This is a genomic window from Catellatospora methionotrophica, from assembly GCF_011297335.1.
GTDB classification, from domain to species: Bacteria; Actinomycetota; Actinomycetes; order Mycobacteriales; family Micromonosporaceae; genus Catellatospora; species Catellatospora methionotrophica.
Genome location: NZ_JAAOTJ010000023.1, coordinates 1 through 14,593, shown reverse-complemented (window position 1 = coordinate 14,593; position 14,593 = coordinate 1). Strand labels below are relative to the sequence as shown.

Below are 14,593 nucleotides of genomic sequence, written 5' to 3'. Positions count from 1 at the left end.
GGTTCGCGCACCCCGGCTTTCAGTTCACCGTGATCAGGGCTGCATACCGGCCGTACCGGCCGGACGCACGATCACCGCGGAGCTGACGACGGTCACACCGGGCACGGTGGACGCGATCATCTCGGTGGTCAGCGCGCCGAAGCCGGTCTGGATGCCGCGCACGTTGACCGTGTACGACGCCGTGCCGCCCGGAGCCGGGTCGGTGCTGGTGACGACCAGGTCCTGGGTCGGCAGGGTGCCGACCGGGAGCTGCTCGCCGCCGGTGCCGTCGGCGCTCTCCGCGCCCACGATGTACGCCTGCCCGTTCGGGTCGGCGGGCAGCGCGGCCGCGTCGTACGCGTAGGAGATGTCCTGCGTGCCGTTGACGCCGATCCAGATCTGGAAGTGACGGTTGGAGTTGGTGCCCCACACGTCGACCTGCCACTCCAGCACCAGCCAGGTGCTGACGCCGTCGGTCAGCGTCGCGACCCGGATGCCCTCGTCGTTGGTGCCGTCGAGGTCGCTCCAGAACGGGGCCAGCACGTTGTTCGGGCGGGCCGGGTCCGGGATCTGGGTCAGGTTGCAGCAGTTGTTGTCCTCGCTGGTGGCGCCGCCGACGACCGCGTAGCCGTTGGACAGCACTCCGATGGAGGTGTACGTGATGCCGTTGTAGACGTACGGCGGCACGGTGTAGTTGACGACGGACTCGTCACCGAGCGGGTCGGGCGTGATGCCGAACGCCGCCAGCGGGATGTAGCCCGCCGGTCCGGCACCGGGGTCGATCGACGGCACGCCGGGCTTGGCACCGGTCAGCGTGACGCCGTTCTTGGTGACCAGCCACGGCGTGCTCACGGTGGCACCGGTCGCGCCGGTGGCCTTGAGCTTGCCGTTGAGCACCGTCTTGAAGTCGGCGGTGGCGTCGGCGAACGAGTTGTTCGTCGCGGTCACCGTGCAGGTGGTGTTGCCCGACAGCGGGATCGAGCCCGCGGCGCAGGTGCTGGTCAGGCTGACGCTGCCCTGCTGCGGCACGAACGCCACCGGCAGGTGCAGGGTCGGCATGCCGGCCCGGGTCGCGTCCAGGTCGATCTGGCCGAAGTACTGCCCGGTGGGCGCGCTCGACTCGATCGTGATCTTCAGCGCCTTGGACTTGCCCGGGTTCAGCGTGAACGTCGCCGGCGCAACCGTGATCTTGCTACCCGCCGGGGCGGACGTGGTCACGTTGTACGTCTGCGCCTTGCTGCTCACGTTGGTCGCCGTGCGGAACGTGGAGACCCGGCCCGGCAGGACCGGCACGTTGACCGACGGCAGGTTCAGGTGCACGGCCGCGTTCGGGTCGTTGCCCAGCGAGAACATCCGCTCGGCGGTCTCGTCGAAGGTGATGCCCGGGTTGGACGCCTTCGTCAGGTCGAGACGACCCGAACCGGTGTCGAACGGGTCGGCCGGGGTGACCGTGTCCTCCTTGACGACCGACGTCTTGGCCGTCGTCATCATGGCGGACTTGATCTGGCCGGGCGTCCACGTCGGGTGCGCGGCCTTGAGCAGCACGGCCGCGCCCGCGATGTGCGGAGCGGACATCGAGGTGCCGGCGATCGCCTGGAAGTACTCGCCCGCCGGGCCGCCGTCGATGGCGTCCGGGGTGGGCGTGTTACCGGCCAGGATCTGCACACCGGGCGCGGTGATGTCGGGCTTGATGCCCAGCCCGCCCGGTCCGCGCGACGAGAACGCCGCCATCACGTCGCCCTGGCCGTTCTGCTTCTGCCCGGCGGTGAAGGACGCGGTGATGCCCGCGGGGTGCGCGGTCACGAACGCGTTGAACTGCGTGCCGTCGGCCAGGTGCACCGTCGGCAGGTAGTGGTTGTCGGTCTCGATGTCGGCCAGCGCGGCGTTGAACAGGATCATGCCTGCCGCGCCGCCCGCCTTGACGTTGTAGCCCTTCTCGACGCGGGCGTTGACGCCGCGCTGGCAGGCCACGATCTTGCCCGCGACCGAGGCCGGGGCCGCGCTCTGGCACAGCGGGTCGCCGTAGGACGACGACATCACCACGGGCAGCTCGCCGATCCCGGCGGTGATCGACGCGCCGGTCAGCACCAGGGTGTCCGCACCCGACTTGAGGGTCAGCGTGGACACGAACTCGCGGGTCTGGGTCGACGCCGCGACCGTGGTGACCCACGGGGACACGTGGTCGGTGGTCGCCGAACCCGGGCCCGAGTTGCCGGCCGAGGCCGACACGAACACGCCCGCGGCGTACGCGTCGAGGAACGTGAGCTCCACCGCGTCGGTGAACGGGTTGCTGCCACCCGAGATCGAGTAGTTGATGACCGATACGCCGTCGAGGATCGCCTGCTGCGCGGCGGCGGCCAGGTCGGAGCTGAAGCCGCCCTGCGGGCCCAGCGCCTTGTAGACCGACAGCCACGCGCCCGGCGCGACGCCGTTCAGCGGGCCGCGCTCGACGCCGAACACCATCGCCGAGGCGAGCTTGTTGCCGGCCGAGGTCGACGCGGTGTGGGTGCCGTGGCCACCGCTGTCACGCGCGGAGTGGTAGACGTCGTCACCGGTCTGCGCGTCGTAGGTGTCGAGGAACTTGCCACCGCCGATGAGCTTGTGGTTGCAGACGAAGACGTCCGTGGCGGGGGTCAGCGGGTTGTCGCCGAAGTCGCACTCACGGGCCGTGCCGTCGGCCTTGGCCGGCGGGGCGCCCAGGTTGCCCTGGTCGGCGAAGGACGGGTGCTCCGGCCACGCGCCGGTGTCGATGACACCGATGATGACGCCCTTGCCCGCGTTGGCGGTGCCGCCCAGGCCCGGGTAGAGCGAGGTCGCGCCGATGAACGGGGCACTGGCGTCGGTGAGCGGCTGGCGCAGCTCGTCCTTCTGCACCGCGGACACGCCGGGGATCTTCAGCACGTCGGCGATCTTGTTGGCGGGAACGGTCGCCGCGACACCGCCGTAGACGGTGCGCAGCCGCTGCCCGGCCTTGGCGCCCTTGACGTTGCCGAGGGCCTTGACGAACGCGTCCTCACGCTGGGCGAGGTAGCCCTCGTAGCGCTTCTCCGCGGCGTTGCCGGACAGCTTCTTGCCGGTGACGCGCGGGCTGGTCGCGGCGTAGCCGTCGATGCCGCCGGCGTAGGTCGCCACCGCGTCGACGTCGAGCTTCACCAGCACCGGCAGCAGCGCGGTGTCGGTGCGGCCGAGCAGCGACGGGTCCGTCTGCGCGAGGCGGCTGCTGGGGGTCTTGTCCGCCGTGATGTGCGAGGTCGCCGTCACCTTGTTCGCCTTGAAGGGCGAGGGCTGCGGAGCCGCCATTCCGGGAGTGGTCCACGTCGCGCCGGTCAGCGGCACGACGAGAACCCCCACGAACGCAGCTCGTAGCCACCTGGGTGATCTCATCCGGACACCTTTCTAGGGCATGAGCGGAGGTGGCGGCGCACGGAGCCGCAGAGCGGTCCGAAACAGGAGAGCGCCGCTGAAGGGAATGCGAAGGGATCGTTGCACAAGAAGGCAATCCGGCACCAGGGTCCCAACGGTCAGAACGCCGTCGAACAGTGTCCGAACAGGACCCAAACGATGACCCAGGTCGGCCGAATCGGTGACGTCGACGCAGCTCTATGCCGCCATGGCGAGCACCGTCGACACCGGCGGGCGAGTATCGCCGCCACGGCCGCCGACGATGAAGCAAATGCACGTCAGGAATCGACCGATGGCGTCGCTCCGCCTATGTCCGGACATTCCTTCTTCGCCCATTCACGTGGTCACTGCGGGCCCTTGCGGCTCGCAATGTGCCGCAGCGCGCGCGGTGACCCGGAAGCTGAGCGCTCCAGCGCCGAGAGGCTCGCCCAGTCGCACACCTCGGCCTGGTCGCGCCGACGGCTCTCGGTCTCGGTCTCGGTCTCGGTCCCGGTCTCGGGGAGGATCTCAGGCTCCCGGCCGCGGGCGCGGCCCCGCGGCCGGGAGCGGGGGCCGCGCAGGTGGTGCGGTCGTCGACGGCCTCGGCTGGAGGTGATCCGGTCGGCCGTTCCGGCATCGTGGGGTTCGACGTCGGCGTTCGACCGCGTCGGCTCAATCGCCGAAGCGGTCGAGCAGCACGGCGAGCCGCTGTTCACGACCGTCAGGGAGCAGACGGCCGTCGCGCATGAGGGTGGCAAGCCCGTGCAGGCTGGCCCAGAACACCTCGGTGCGCACCCCGAGGTCGTCGTCGCCGACGAGCGGCCGCACCACTTCGAGCAGCTCGCCGAACGCCTCCTGCAGGGGCGCGGGGGCGGCCGGGGTCGCGAACGGCAGCCCGACCGCGAGCGCGAAGATCGCTTCGTACAGCGCGGGCCGCTGCTCGGCGAAGTCGGTGTACGCATGGGCGACCGCGGCGAGCGCCGCCACGCCGTCGGCTGCGCCCGTGCGGGCCGCGCGCAGCAGCACAGCGAGTTCCGCGCAACCTTCGACGGCGACCGCCGCCATGATGGCGTCCTTGCCCTTGAAGTGGCTGTAGAGCACGGGCTGGCTGTATTCGATGATCTCGGCCAGCCGCCGCGTGGTGACGGCGTCCCAGCCCTGCGCCTCGGCGAGGTCGCGGGCGGCCGTGACGATGAGCCGTTCACGTTCGGCCAGTTCGCGCTCGCGGCGCTTAGACGTCGACATGGCCTGATTCTAGCGTCGCTAGCGACCCTGTCAAAGCTATGTTAGTGTCGCTCTCGTTCCTAGCGCCGCTAGATTTCGAGGAGTACGCCATGCTCACCCCCACCGCCTACGGGCTCGCGATCGTGCTCGACCTGTTCATCGTGTTCATCGGCCTGCGCTTCCTGCTCGTCCCGCAGGCGTCGGCGGCCGGCTACGGCGTGCCCGCCAAGCCCGGCGGCGACGCCGCCTACCTGACCGTCAAGGGCGTACGCGACCTCACGTACGGCATCCTCGGCCTGGCCCTGCTCGCCTTCGCCGGAGCCCACGCCGAGGCCTGGTTCATGCTCGTCGTGGCCCTGATCCCGCTGGCCGACACCGTGATCGTGCTACGCAACGGCGGCACGAAGGCGGTCGCGTTCGGCATCCACTTCGCCACCGCCGTCGTCGTGCTCATCAGCGCCGCGCTGCTGTTCGCCGTCTGAGTGCGGCCGGCCGAAAGACGCGAGGATCGCTGTCCGGTGTCGGAAACCGCGGTGCAAGCCGAGGTTTCGACACCGAACAGCGATCTTCGCGGCGCGGCGCAAGCTAACGGCTGTCGCGCCCGGCCTGGCGGCGTGCCCCGGCTGCCCGCGAGGAGGCCTGCCGTTTGCGCAGTCCTGGCGAGTCCGGCGACCGGTCGGTCACCTGGCTGCCCGGACGGGCTTTCACCGGTGGGCGCGACGGCCGGGGCGGGTTGGTGTTGCGGCTGTCCTTGGCCATCTGCAGTCGCTCGGACTTGAGCTGCTGCGCGCTCGCGCGGGCGGCGGTCGCCACGGCCCGGCTGACCCGGGCGAGCGCGTCCTCGAAGACCTCGGCCTTCTGCCGGTCGCGGGTGCCCTTGGGGTTGGCCTTGCCGCGGCCGCCGGACTCGGCGACGCGCAGACCGGACTGGCGGCGGTAGAGCTTGACGTACTTGTTGCGGGCCCGCCGGATGCGATCGTGCAGGTCGAGCAGGCCGTCCTCGTCGAGTCCGGCGAGCTGTTCGCGCTCGGTGTCGCGGATCAGCATCATCTCGTCCTCGGTGAGCGTGTTCAGGATGGCTGTGGTCATTGCTCGCTCCCCCGACCTCGCACGCGCATCAGCGGTCTGTCACCGGCTGTCGCAGGTCATGCTATGTCTGCGGCGGACGGCCGGGGGTGCGAACGGGGCATCGTGCCGGTCGTCGCGACCGGTGCGATGCGCTGGGTGTCGATCAGGCCGGGCCGTTCGGAGGCGAAGCGGCTCACCGCTTCGAGGGCTTTGAGGTCGTCCTTGCTCTTCTCCCGGGCGGCATCGTCGTCGGCTTGGGCTCCCAGCAGGTGGCCGGCCATCTCCCAGCGTGGGTTGCCGAACAGGTGCCCGACGGTGTGCACGGTGCGCGCCACGAACCGGCGCGACAGGTTGGCCAGTTTTTCCTCGGTGCCCATGACGGCGCTCCTCTCACCCCTGGTTACCTGTGGAAACCGTCGAGGTCTCCTCCTTGATGATGCGTGGTCCGGGCCGCCGTCCGGAAGCACTCGTTCAGGTTTGCGTCGGTTTGCGCATCGATCGACGCGGGAGCGACGCATTGACGTAGGTCGCCACAGTCTCCAAGATGTCTCTCTATACGAAACACTGTTTCGCCTACAGAAACGGAGCATCGCCTTGAGGACCTCGACCCACCGTGTACGGCGCACCGCCGTCGCCGCGCTCACCGCCGCCCTCGCCGCCGTGACCGCGGTGCTGGCGGTGCCCGCGCCCGCCGCCGCGGCCTACTCCTCTGTCGCCGTGTACGCCAGCACCGTCAACGGCGACGCCGCCGACGTCTACCACCCGGTCACCGGCTCGCCGCACGACCCGTGGCCGGTCGTGCTGCTGCTGCAGGGCGCCAATGTGGACAAGGCCCACTACTCCGGCTACGCGAGCAAGGTCGCCTCGTACGGCTTCGCGGTCGTGGTGCCCAACCACTTCCAGGTGCTGTTCGGCCAGCCGGGCCTCTACGCCACCGGCGCGCAGGCCGGCTGGACCGTGAACTGGGCGCAGACCGAGAACGCCCGCACCGGCTCGCCGCTGCTGGGCGCGCTCGACCCGAGCCGGCTGCTGCTGCTCGGGCACTCCTTCGGCGGCGCGGCGGCGCTCAACCTGACCACCGGGCTGTGCACCCCGCCGTTCTGCACCGTGCCCGCGCCCGCTCCGCCGCAGCTCAAGGCCGTCGCACTGTACGGAACCAACAACACCCAGCCCGGCACCGGCACCACCCCGCCGGTCGCCAACACCGTCCCGGTCGCCCTGATCCAGGCCAGCGCCGACGGCATCGGCAGCCCGGCCAACGGGTACGCCACCTACCACGCGCTCACCTCGCCGCCGAAGCTGTACGTGAGCCTGCTCGGCGTGAACCACTACGGCATCACCAACACGCAGAACCCGGCCGGGGCGCGGCCGGACCTGTCCCCGCAGACCCTCGCCCAGGCGCAGAGCGTGGAGACCGCGGCCCGGTGGAGCGCCTACTGGCTGCGCGCGCAGCTGGGCGACCCGGTCGGCCAGGCCTGGGTCTACGGCTTCGGCGACCTCGTCGACGCGAACGTGACCGCCGAGTTCGTGTACTGAGCCGAACGAACAGGCCGGGCCGCCACGGGGCGGTCCGGCCTCACCATGTCATCGCTGAGCATCTATTGACCGGGATTTGCGCGCATCGTATCGTGAGAGCGCTCTCTCACGCACCCGGAAGCCTGGCTCGCCGCGATGTAGCCCTGCATCGCAGTCACGCCGGTCGCAGCCCTGACCCGATCCGGAGCTTGGAGAGCGCTCTCGCAGTCGCCCGCTGCGGGATCCGTCCACCTCATCTCGAATGTGAGGTTCCGCGATGCGTACCAGAAGAAAGGTCCTCGGCGTGCTCGCCGCGACCGCGCTGGCCGTCCCGCTGGCCGTGGCCGCGACCGCCTCGCCCGCCCAGGCGATCGGACCCGACCCGCTCCCCGTCACCGTCACCAACAACACCGGCCGCGGCGACGCGGTCTACCTGTACGTCATCGGCGTGCAGCTGTCCACCGGCCGCCTCGGCTACGTCAACAGCGGCGGCGGCTTCACACCGTGGACCGGCGGGCAGCTGCCGCCCTCGCCCGCACCCGACGTGTCGATCGCCGGTCCCGGCAACGGCGCCAGCAGCACCATCCGCTTTCCGCGCGGCTTCTCCGGCCGGGCCTACTTCTCCTTCGGCGAGAAGCTCAAGTTCTTCCTCACCCCCGACGGCCTGGTCCAGCCCGCACCGTGGGCGTCCGGCGACGCGAACTACAACATCCTGTTCGACTGGAGCGAGTTCACCTACAACAACGACGGGCTGTGGATCAACAGTTCGCAGGTCGACATGTTCTCGGTCCCGCACGCGGTGACCGTGACCGGCGCGTCCGGGGCGACCAAGCGCACCGGCGACGTCGTGTCCGACGGCCGCAACAACGTCATCAACCAGATCCGGGCCCAGTCGGGCTGGGCGAACACCGTCTACACCCGCCCCTCGGACGGCACCGTGCTGCGCGTGCTCGCCCCGGGCAAGGCGGCCGGAGCGGGCCTGTTCAGCTCCACCTACCTCGACGGTTACATCAACTCGGCGTGGAACGCCTACGCGTCCAAGACGCTGACCGTGGTGCCGTTCACCGACCAGCCCAACACCCGCTACTTCGGGCGGACCAGCGGCAACGTCATGAACTTCACCAACTCCGCCGGCCAGCAGGTCGCCTCGTTCAACAAGCCGACCAGCGCCCACGTGTGGGGCTGCGACGGCAACCTGGGCGCACCCAACGACCTGGTCGTCGGGCCGATCGCGCGCACCCTGTGCGCCGCGCTCAACCGCGGCACGCTGGGCACCGTCGACACCCAGCCCAGCACCAACGCGGGCCAGTTCTACCAGAACAGCCCCACCAACCAGTACGCCAAGATCATTCACTCGAACATGGCCGACGGCAAGGCGTACGCGTTCGCGTTCGACGACGTCGGCGCGTTCGAGTCGCTGGTCCACGACGGCGACCCGCGCTCGGCCAGCATCGTGCTGAGCCCGTTCGGCGCCGGCGGCAACCCGCCCGGTGGCGGCCCGATCTCGTCGACCACCTGGTATAGCGTGATCAACAAGACGAGCAGCAAGTGCGTCGACGCCCGCGCCTCCGGCACCGCCAACGGCACCGCCATCCAGCAGTACACCTGCAACAACAGCTTCGCCCAGCAGTACCTGTTCCAGCCGACCAGCGGCGGCTACGTGCGGATCAACAACCGCAACAACCCCGCGCAGGTGCTGGACGTCAACGGGGTGTCGGCCGCCGACAACGCCACGATCCACCTGTGGGCCTACGGCGGCGGCAACAACCAGCAGTGGCTGCCCGTGTCCGAGGGCGGCGGGTACTACCACTTCGTGTCCCGCCACAGCGGCAAGTGCCTGGACGTGCCCGCGGCCTCCACGGCCGACAGCGTCCAGCTGGTGCAGTACACGTGCAACGGCTCTGGTGCGCAGTCCTTCCGGCTGACCGCCCAGTCCTGAGCACCAGAGCCGGGGCCGCCGGGTGTGATCATCCCGGCGGCCCCGGCCGCTGTCCGTCACGACGGGTCCCGCCACCAGGCCCTGTGCCAGACTTGTGACGGAGAGTAGTTTCCTTTCACCACCGGAGGCTCGTCACGGCGGCGGAGGATGGCGCACGCGAGACCCGGACGGCCGCAGCCGGACCCGACCGGGCCGTGCTGGGCGTCGCCCTGGTGGGCGCGGTCTGGGTGATCGTCTACGCGATCCTGCTCAAGACCACCAGGCACTCCCCCGACGCCTCCCGCTTCGTCGGCGAGGTCCTCTACCTGGCGCCCATCATGGCCGCGGTCGCGCTGGCCGTCTACGCCGCGCGCCACACCCGCCAGCGCGTCGGCACCGCGTGGCGGATGCTGGTCGTGTCGAATTCGCTGTGGCTGATCGGCGAGTCCACCTGGGCCGTCTACTCCTACATAGCCCCACAGGGCGCACCCGTACCGTCGTTCGCCGACGCGGCCTACCTGCTCTCGTACGCCGTGGCGCTGCCCGCCATCGTGATCGGCCTGGGCCTGGGCGTGCTCGGCCGGACCCAGGGACTGCTCGACGCGCTGCTCGTCGCCGCGGGCGCCGCGGCGATCGGCTGGCAGACGCTGATCAGCCCGCTCGTACCCAGCGCCTGGAACGCCGCCGCGGTGGTCACCTTCCTCTACCCGGTGTTCTCCGTCAGCATCGTCAGCATCCTGGTCGCGGTCCTGCTCAGCGGCGCGCGCCACGTGCCCCGCTCGATGATCGTCGTGGGTATGTCGTTCGGCCTGGCCGCCGTCACCGACGGCGCGTACGCCTACCTCACGGCCGTGAGCCGGTACCAGAGTGACAGCTGGGTGAACCTCGGCTGGCAGATCGAGGCCGTGCTGCTGTGCGTCGCGGCCGTCGTCGCGGGCCGCCGCGCCGAAGCCGACCAGCCCCGCACCGTCGAGCCGGACCTGGCGTTCCTGCCCGTCGTGGTGGCCGTGCTCGCCGTCGGCGGCCTGGCCGTCGCCGATCTGGTGCTGGTAGGCCGACTCAGCCTGGTCACGCTGGTGGTGACCACCCTGTTGCTGCTGGGTCTGCTGGTGCGGCAGGTGGTGGCCACCCGGGACCGGGCCCGGCTCACCCAGGGCCTGCGCACCGCAGCGATCACCGACCAGCTCACCGGCCTGTACAACCGGCGCTTCTTCAAGGAGATGATCGACGTCGAGGCCGAGCGCTCCGACCGCCGTGGCCTGCCGCTCAGCCTGGTCCTGATCGACCTCGACCACTTCAAGGAGGTGAACGACACCTACGGCCACACCGTCGGCGACGCCGTGCTCACCGACGTCGGCCAGCGCCTGCGCCGGGAGGTACGCGGCAGCGATTTGCTGTGCCGCTACGGCGGGGAGGAGTTCGTCTGCCTGCTGCCCGGCACCGGCGCTCAGGCCGCGTACGAACTCGCCGAGCGGCTGCGCCAGACGCTGCGCAGCACCCCGGTGATCGTCCCCGGGATGGCCGAACCCGTCCTGCTCACCGCGTCGCTCGGGGTCGCCACCGCCGAACCCGGCCTGCGCGGCCGGGTCGACACCGACGCCCTCATCAACGAGGCCGACCAGGCCGTCTACCGGGCCAAGGCGCTCGGCCGCGACCGGGTCGTCGGCTCGGGACAGCTCTCACCGACCGCCGCCGACCCGGTCGCCGACCTGCCCCCGGCGCTGGTCTGGATGGCCGACCGGATCGACCGGGCGCTCGGCGACCAGGAGTCCGCCGCAGCGGTGTCACGCTGGGCGTTTCGCACCGCGTCGCGGCTGGGCCTGGACGAGGCGGCGCAGCGGCGCACCGCGGCCGCCGCCCGCGTGCACGACATCGGCCTGATCACCCGCCTGGCCACCCGGCAGCCCGACCAGCCCGACGGCGACCACCGGGCCGACGCGCGGGGCCACCCCGCCCAGGGCGCCCGGCTGCTCGTCGAACTGGCCGCGCGGCCGGACCTCGCGCCGGTGGTAGCCGCCCACCACGAGCGCTACGACGGCACCGGCTACCCGTACGGGCTGGCCGGCGCGGACATCCCCGTCGAGGCACGCATCATCGCCGTCTGCGACGCCTGGGCCGACCTGCGTGCGGCCGGTCCCCAGCGCCCCGTGGCCGCCCGGCCGCCCTGCCGCGACGCGCTCGTCCGGGAACGCGGAACCCGCTTCGATCCCGTCGTACTCGACGCCTTCCTCGCGCTGCTCGACGACGGTGCCGTCGACGACCCCGCCTGGTTCGACGACCGGCCCGCACGACCCGCCCACGCCGTGTAGAGAACCGCCGGTCCGCTCCGACCTATGGTCAGACGGGGCGGCCGCCCCGCGATCGACGAGGAGCAAGACGATGAGCAAGGTCACCTGCGACATGGCGATGTCGGTGGACGGTTACACCTCGGGACTGAACCAGCGCCTGGACGCGCCGTTCGGCGACGGGGTCGGGCAGAGCCTGCACCGCTGGATGTTCGACGAGCCCGACGACAACGCCGAGGAGTTGTCGGCCATCCTCGACGCGGGCGCGTTCATCATGGGCCGAAACATGTTCACCCCCGACCGCGGCGACTGGGACCTGGACTGGACCGGCTGGTGGGGCGACGAGCCGCCGTACCGCGCGCCGGTGTTCGTGCTCACCCACCACGGGCGCGAGCCGCTGAAGATGGCGGGCGGCACCGTGTTCCACTTCGTCACCGGCGGGATCGGCGAGGCCATGGAGCGGGCGCGGGACGCCGCGGGCGAGCGCAACGTCTCGATCGCGGGCGGGGCCGCGACGGTGAACCAGTTCCTCAACGCCGGGCTGATCGACGAGCTGCGGCTGCACATCGCGCCGGTGCTGCTCGGCCGTGGTGAGCGGCTGTTCGTGGGTGTCGACCGCACGGACCTGGTGCAGGTCGGGGTGCGGCACACGGACCTGGTCACGCACGTGCGCTACGAGGTGGCGCGCCCGGCGGCGGCCTGATCGGGGCCGCCGCCGGGGCGGATCACCATCGGCGAAGGCGGCCGCCGAGGGTCGAGGAATTTCCGGAAACTATCGGCGTACTCCTATCGAACGCGCGGCGGTCCGGCGCTGTCGCGGACGACGAGTTCGGTGGCGAGCTCCACGCGCGGGCTCTCCACGTGCTCGCCCCGGGCCAGTCGCAGCACGGTGCGGGCGGCGACCATGCCCATCTCGGCGAGGGGCTGGCGGACGGTGGTCATCGGCGGCGACGACCAGCGCACCTCGGGCAGGTCGTCGAAGCCGACGACGCTGACGTCGTCGGCGACCCGCAGCCCCTGCTGGCGTACGGCCTCGTACACGCCCAGCGCCATCTGGTCGCACGAGGCGAAGATCGCCGTCGGCGGGTCGGGCAGCCGCAGCAGCCGGGTGCCGCCGGTGAAGCCGGACTCATGGTAGAAGTCGCCCTGGTGGATGAGGTCGTCGTCGATCGGCAGCCCGGCCGACTCCATGGCGGCCCGGTAGCCGTCCATCCGGGCCCGGCTGCACATCAGCTGGGGCAGGCCGGTGATGAACCCGATGCGGCGGTGGCCCAGCCGGATCAGGTACTCGGTGGCGGCCAGGCCGCCGGCCCAGTTGGTCGCGCCGACGGTGGGCGCGTCCTGCTGCGGGATGCCGTCGGCGTCGACGAGCACCACGGGGATGTTGAGCCGGCGCAGTTCGGCCTGCAGCGGCGGCTCCACCATCGAGGTCACGAAGATGACGCCCTCGGTGGCGCGGGTGCGCAGGCTGTCCAGCCACTGCCGGGCCGAGGAGTTGCGGCGGTGGATGGCCGTGACCACAGTGCCGATCCCGGCGGCGTGCGCCACGTCCTCGACACCCCGGATGATCTCGACGGCCCACGGGCTGTCCAGGTCGGGGAAGACCAGGTCCAGCAGGCCGGAGCTGGTGCGCGCGGCGGACGGGCGGCGGCGGTAGCCGTGCCGGGTCAGCAGTTCCTCGACGCGCTCGCGGGTCTGCGAGGCCACATCGGAGCGGCCGTTGAGCACGCGGGAGACCGTGGGCACGGAGACCCCGGCCAGATCGGCGATCGCGGCGATGGTGACCTTGCGCGTATCGTTCTCAGCCACAGACAGCTCCTCGGGACCGGCGCGACGGCAGCGGTATGCCGTCCCCGCGGCCGCCGGTCAGGGGTCCGGCGGCCTGGGCACAGCGTAGTCATGAAAGTTTCATACGACTACCGATACATGTTGCGGGTCAAGATTTTGTCAGCGGATGCAGCCGCGCGGCGCGGCGGCGCTGTCGCGTACGACCAGTTCGGTGGACAGCTCCACCCGCGGGCTCTCGATCTTCTCGCCCTGGGCCAGGCGCAGTACGGTGCGCGCGGCCAGCAGGCCCATCTCGGACAGCGGCTGCCGGACGGTGGTCAGCGGCGGGGAGGACCAGCGGACTTCGGGCAGGTCGTCGAAGCCGACGACGCTGACGTCGTCGGCCACGCGCAGGCCGCGCTGGCGGATGGCCTCGTACACGCCCAGGGCCATCTGGTCGCTGGAGGCGAAGATCGCCGTCGGCGGGTCGGACAGCCCCAGCAGCCGGCCGCCGCCGGAGAACCCGGCCTCGTGGTAGAAGTTGCCCGGATAGACGAGCTTGTCGTCGATCGCGATGCCCGCGGCCTCCAGCGCGGCGCGGTAGCCGTCGATGCGGGCGCGGCTGCACATCAGCTGCGGCGGTCCGGCGATGAAGCCGATGCGCCGGTGCCCGAGCCCGATGAGGTATTCGGTGGCCCGCAGCGCCCCGGCCCAGTTGGTCGCGCCGATGGTCGGCGCCTCCTGCGGCGGCACCCCGGCCGCGTCGACGATCACGACGGGGATGTTGAGGCGGCGCAGTTCGGCCTGCAGCGGAGGTTCCAGGGTGGACGTCACGAAGATGACGCCCTCGGTGGAACGGGCACGCAGGTTCTCCAGCCACTGCTTGGCCGCCGAGGTGCGCCGGTGGATCGCCGACACCACGGTGCCGATGCCCGCCGCGTGCGCGACGTCCTCGACCCCGCGGATGATCTCGACGGCCCACGGGCTGTCCAGGTCGTTGAAGACCAGGTCGATCAGACCGGAACTGGCCCGCATGCTCGGCGGGCGGCGGCGGTAGCCGTGGCGGGTGAGCAGTTCCTCGACGCGTTCGCGGGTCTGCGGTGAGACGTCGGAGCGGCCGTTGATCACGCGCGAGACCGTGGGCACCGACACCCCGGCCAGCCGCGCGATGACCGCGATGGTCACCTTCCGGTAGGCGTCCATCCTCAGCCCTTGACGCTGCCGGCGAGGCCGCCGATGAGCTGTCGTTCGGCGATGGCGTAGAAGCCGAGGGCGGGGATCATGGACAGGACGACGTAGGCGAGGACTTTGGCGGTGTCGTCGGCGTATTGGCCTTGGAAGGCCTGGACGCCTACGGGCAGGGTCCACCAGGTCTGGTCGGTGAAGACGACCAGGGGGAGGAAGAAGTTGTTCCAGCTGGCGACGATGGCCAGGACGGTGACGGTGGCGAGGGCTG

General features: G+C 71.0%; 11 protein-coding genes and 1 pseudogene. 5 read left to right on the top strand and 7 right to left on the bottom strand.

Going from position 1 to position 14,593, the window contains the following annotated elements; translation table 11 throughout:
• Positions 1 to 33 precede the first annotated feature (33 nt).
• Together HAV40_RS32960 and HAV40_RS32955 are read right to left on the bottom strand one after the other, a co-directional pair.
• Positions 34 to 3,363 (bottom strand): S8 family serine peptidase, encoded by a 3,330-nt coding sequence (locus HAV40_RS32960; protein WP_203672198.1) that lies wholly within the window; start codon positions 3,361 to 3,363, stop codon positions 34 to 36.
• Between the two features lie 669 nt (positions 3,364 to 4,032).
• Entirely contained in the window at positions 4,033 to 4,605 is a 573-nt protein-coding gene (locus HAV40_RS32955) for a TetR/AcrR family transcriptional regulator (protein WP_166388199.1), read from the bottom strand.
• Positions 4,606 to 4,694: 89 nt separating this feature from the next.
• On the opposite strand from HAV40_RS32955, the gene HAV40_RS32950 reads away from it, so the two are divergent.
• Entirely contained in the window at positions 4,695 to 5,066 is a 372-nt protein-coding gene (locus tag HAV40_RS32950) for a DUF4267 domain-containing protein (protein WP_166388198.1), read from the top strand.
• Positions 5,067 to 5,169: 103 nt separating this feature from the next.
• Here HAV40_RS32950 and HAV40_RS32945 read toward each other — a convergent pair whose 3' ends face one another.
• Together HAV40_RS32945 and HAV40_RS32940 are read right to left on the bottom strand one after the other, a co-directional pair.
• Positions 5,170 to 5,673 carry a hypothetical protein gene (locus tag HAV40_RS32945; RefSeq protein WP_166388197.1) on the bottom strand — a complete coding sequence of 168 codons (504 nt, stop codon included), beginning with the start codon at positions 5,671 to 5,673 and terminating at the stop codon, positions 5,170 to 5,172.
• Between the two features lie 56 nt (positions 5,674 to 5,729).
• Positions 5,730 to 6,029: a hypothetical protein gene (locus HAV40_RS32940; protein ID WP_166388196.1), complete on the bottom strand. Its 300-nt coding sequence runs from the start codon at positions 6,027 to 6,029 to the stop codon at positions 5,730 to 5,732.
• Between the two features lie 217 nt (positions 6,030 to 6,246).
• On the opposite strand from HAV40_RS32940, the gene HAV40_RS32935 reads away from it, so the two are divergent.
• The 4 genes from HAV40_RS32935 to HAV40_RS32920 all read left to right on the top strand — a co-directional run bounded on the left by HAV40_RS32935 (position 6,247) and on the right by HAV40_RS32920 (position 12,073).
• Positions 6,247 to 7,188 carry an alpha/beta hydrolase family protein gene (locus HAV40_RS32935; RefSeq protein ID WP_166388195.1) on the top strand — a complete coding sequence of 314 codons (942 nt, stop codon included), beginning with the start codon at positions 6,247 to 6,249 and terminating at the stop codon, positions 7,186 to 7,188.
• 256 nt (positions 7,189 to 7,444) lie between these two features.
• Complete coding sequence (locus tag HAV40_RS32930) at positions 7,445 to 9,106, top strand: beta-1,3-glucanase family protein (protein WP_166388194.1); 1,662 nt, start codon at positions 7,445 to 7,447, stop codon at positions 9,104 to 9,106.
• Between the two features lie 194 nt (positions 9,107 to 9,300).
• On the top strand, positions 9,301 to 11,394 hold the full coding sequence (locus HAV40_RS32925) for a diguanylate cyclase (RefSeq protein ID WP_166388193.1): 2,094 nt from the start codon (positions 9,301 to 9,303) through the stop codon (positions 11,392 to 11,394).
• A 70-nt stretch (positions 11,395 to 11,464) separates the two neighbouring features.
• Entirely contained in the window at positions 11,465 to 12,073 is a 609-nt protein-coding gene (locus tag HAV40_RS32920) for a dihydrofolate reductase family protein (RefSeq protein WP_166388192.1), read from the top strand.
• A gap of 83 nt (positions 12,074 to 12,156) precedes the next feature.
• On the opposite strand, the gene HAV40_RS32915 is transcribed toward HAV40_RS32920, so the two are convergent.
• The 3 genes and pseudogenes from HAV40_RS32915 to HAV40_RS32905 form a co-directional block, all read right to left on the bottom strand.
• A complete protein-coding gene (locus tag HAV40_RS32915; protein WP_166388191.1) occupies positions 12,157 to 13,179 on the bottom strand; it encodes a LacI family DNA-binding transcriptional regulator in 1,023 nt (340 codons plus the stop codon).
• 138 nt (positions 13,180 to 13,317) lie between these two features.
• Entirely contained in the window at positions 13,318 to 14,340 is a 1,023-nt protein-coding gene (locus HAV40_RS32910; protein ID WP_166388190.1) for a LacI family DNA-binding transcriptional regulator, read from the bottom strand.
• 2 nt (positions 14,341 to 14,342) lie between these two features.
• Positions 14,343 to 14,593: pseudogene (locus tag HAV40_RS32905) on the bottom strand (carbohydrate ABC transporter permease); the annotation flags it as partial.

Coding starts and splice junctions, on each gene's coding strand:
- HAV40_RS32955 (WP_166388199.1), bottom strand. CDS start 4,605: ATGTCGACGTCTAAGCGCCGCGAGCGCGAACTGGCCGAACGTGAACGG.
- HAV40_RS32910 (WP_166388190.1), bottom strand. CDS start 14,340: ATGGACGCCTACCGGAAGGTGACCATCGCGGTCATCGCGCGGCTGGCC.
- HAV40_RS32960 (WP_203672198.1), bottom strand. CDS start 3,363: ATGAGATCACCCAGGTGGCTACGAGCTGCGTTCGTGGGGGTTCTCGTC.
- HAV40_RS32920 (WP_166388192.1), top strand. CDS start 11,465: ATGAGCAAGGTCACCTGCGACATGGCGATGTCGGTGGACGGTTACACC.
- HAV40_RS32930 (WP_166388194.1), top strand. CDS start 7,445: ATGCGTACCAGAAGAAAGGTCCTCGGCGTGCTCGCCGCGACCGCGCTG.
- HAV40_RS32945 (WP_166388197.1), bottom strand. CDS start 5,673: ATGACCACAGCCATCCTGAACACGCTCACCGAGGACGAGATGATGCTG.
- HAV40_RS32950 (WP_166388198.1), top strand. CDS start 4,695: ATGCTCACCCCCACCGCCTACGGGCTCGCGATCGTGCTCGACCTGTTC.
- HAV40_RS32940 (WP_166388196.1), bottom strand. CDS start 6,029: ATGGGCACCGAGGAAAAACTGGCCAACCTGTCGCGCCGGTTCGTGGCG.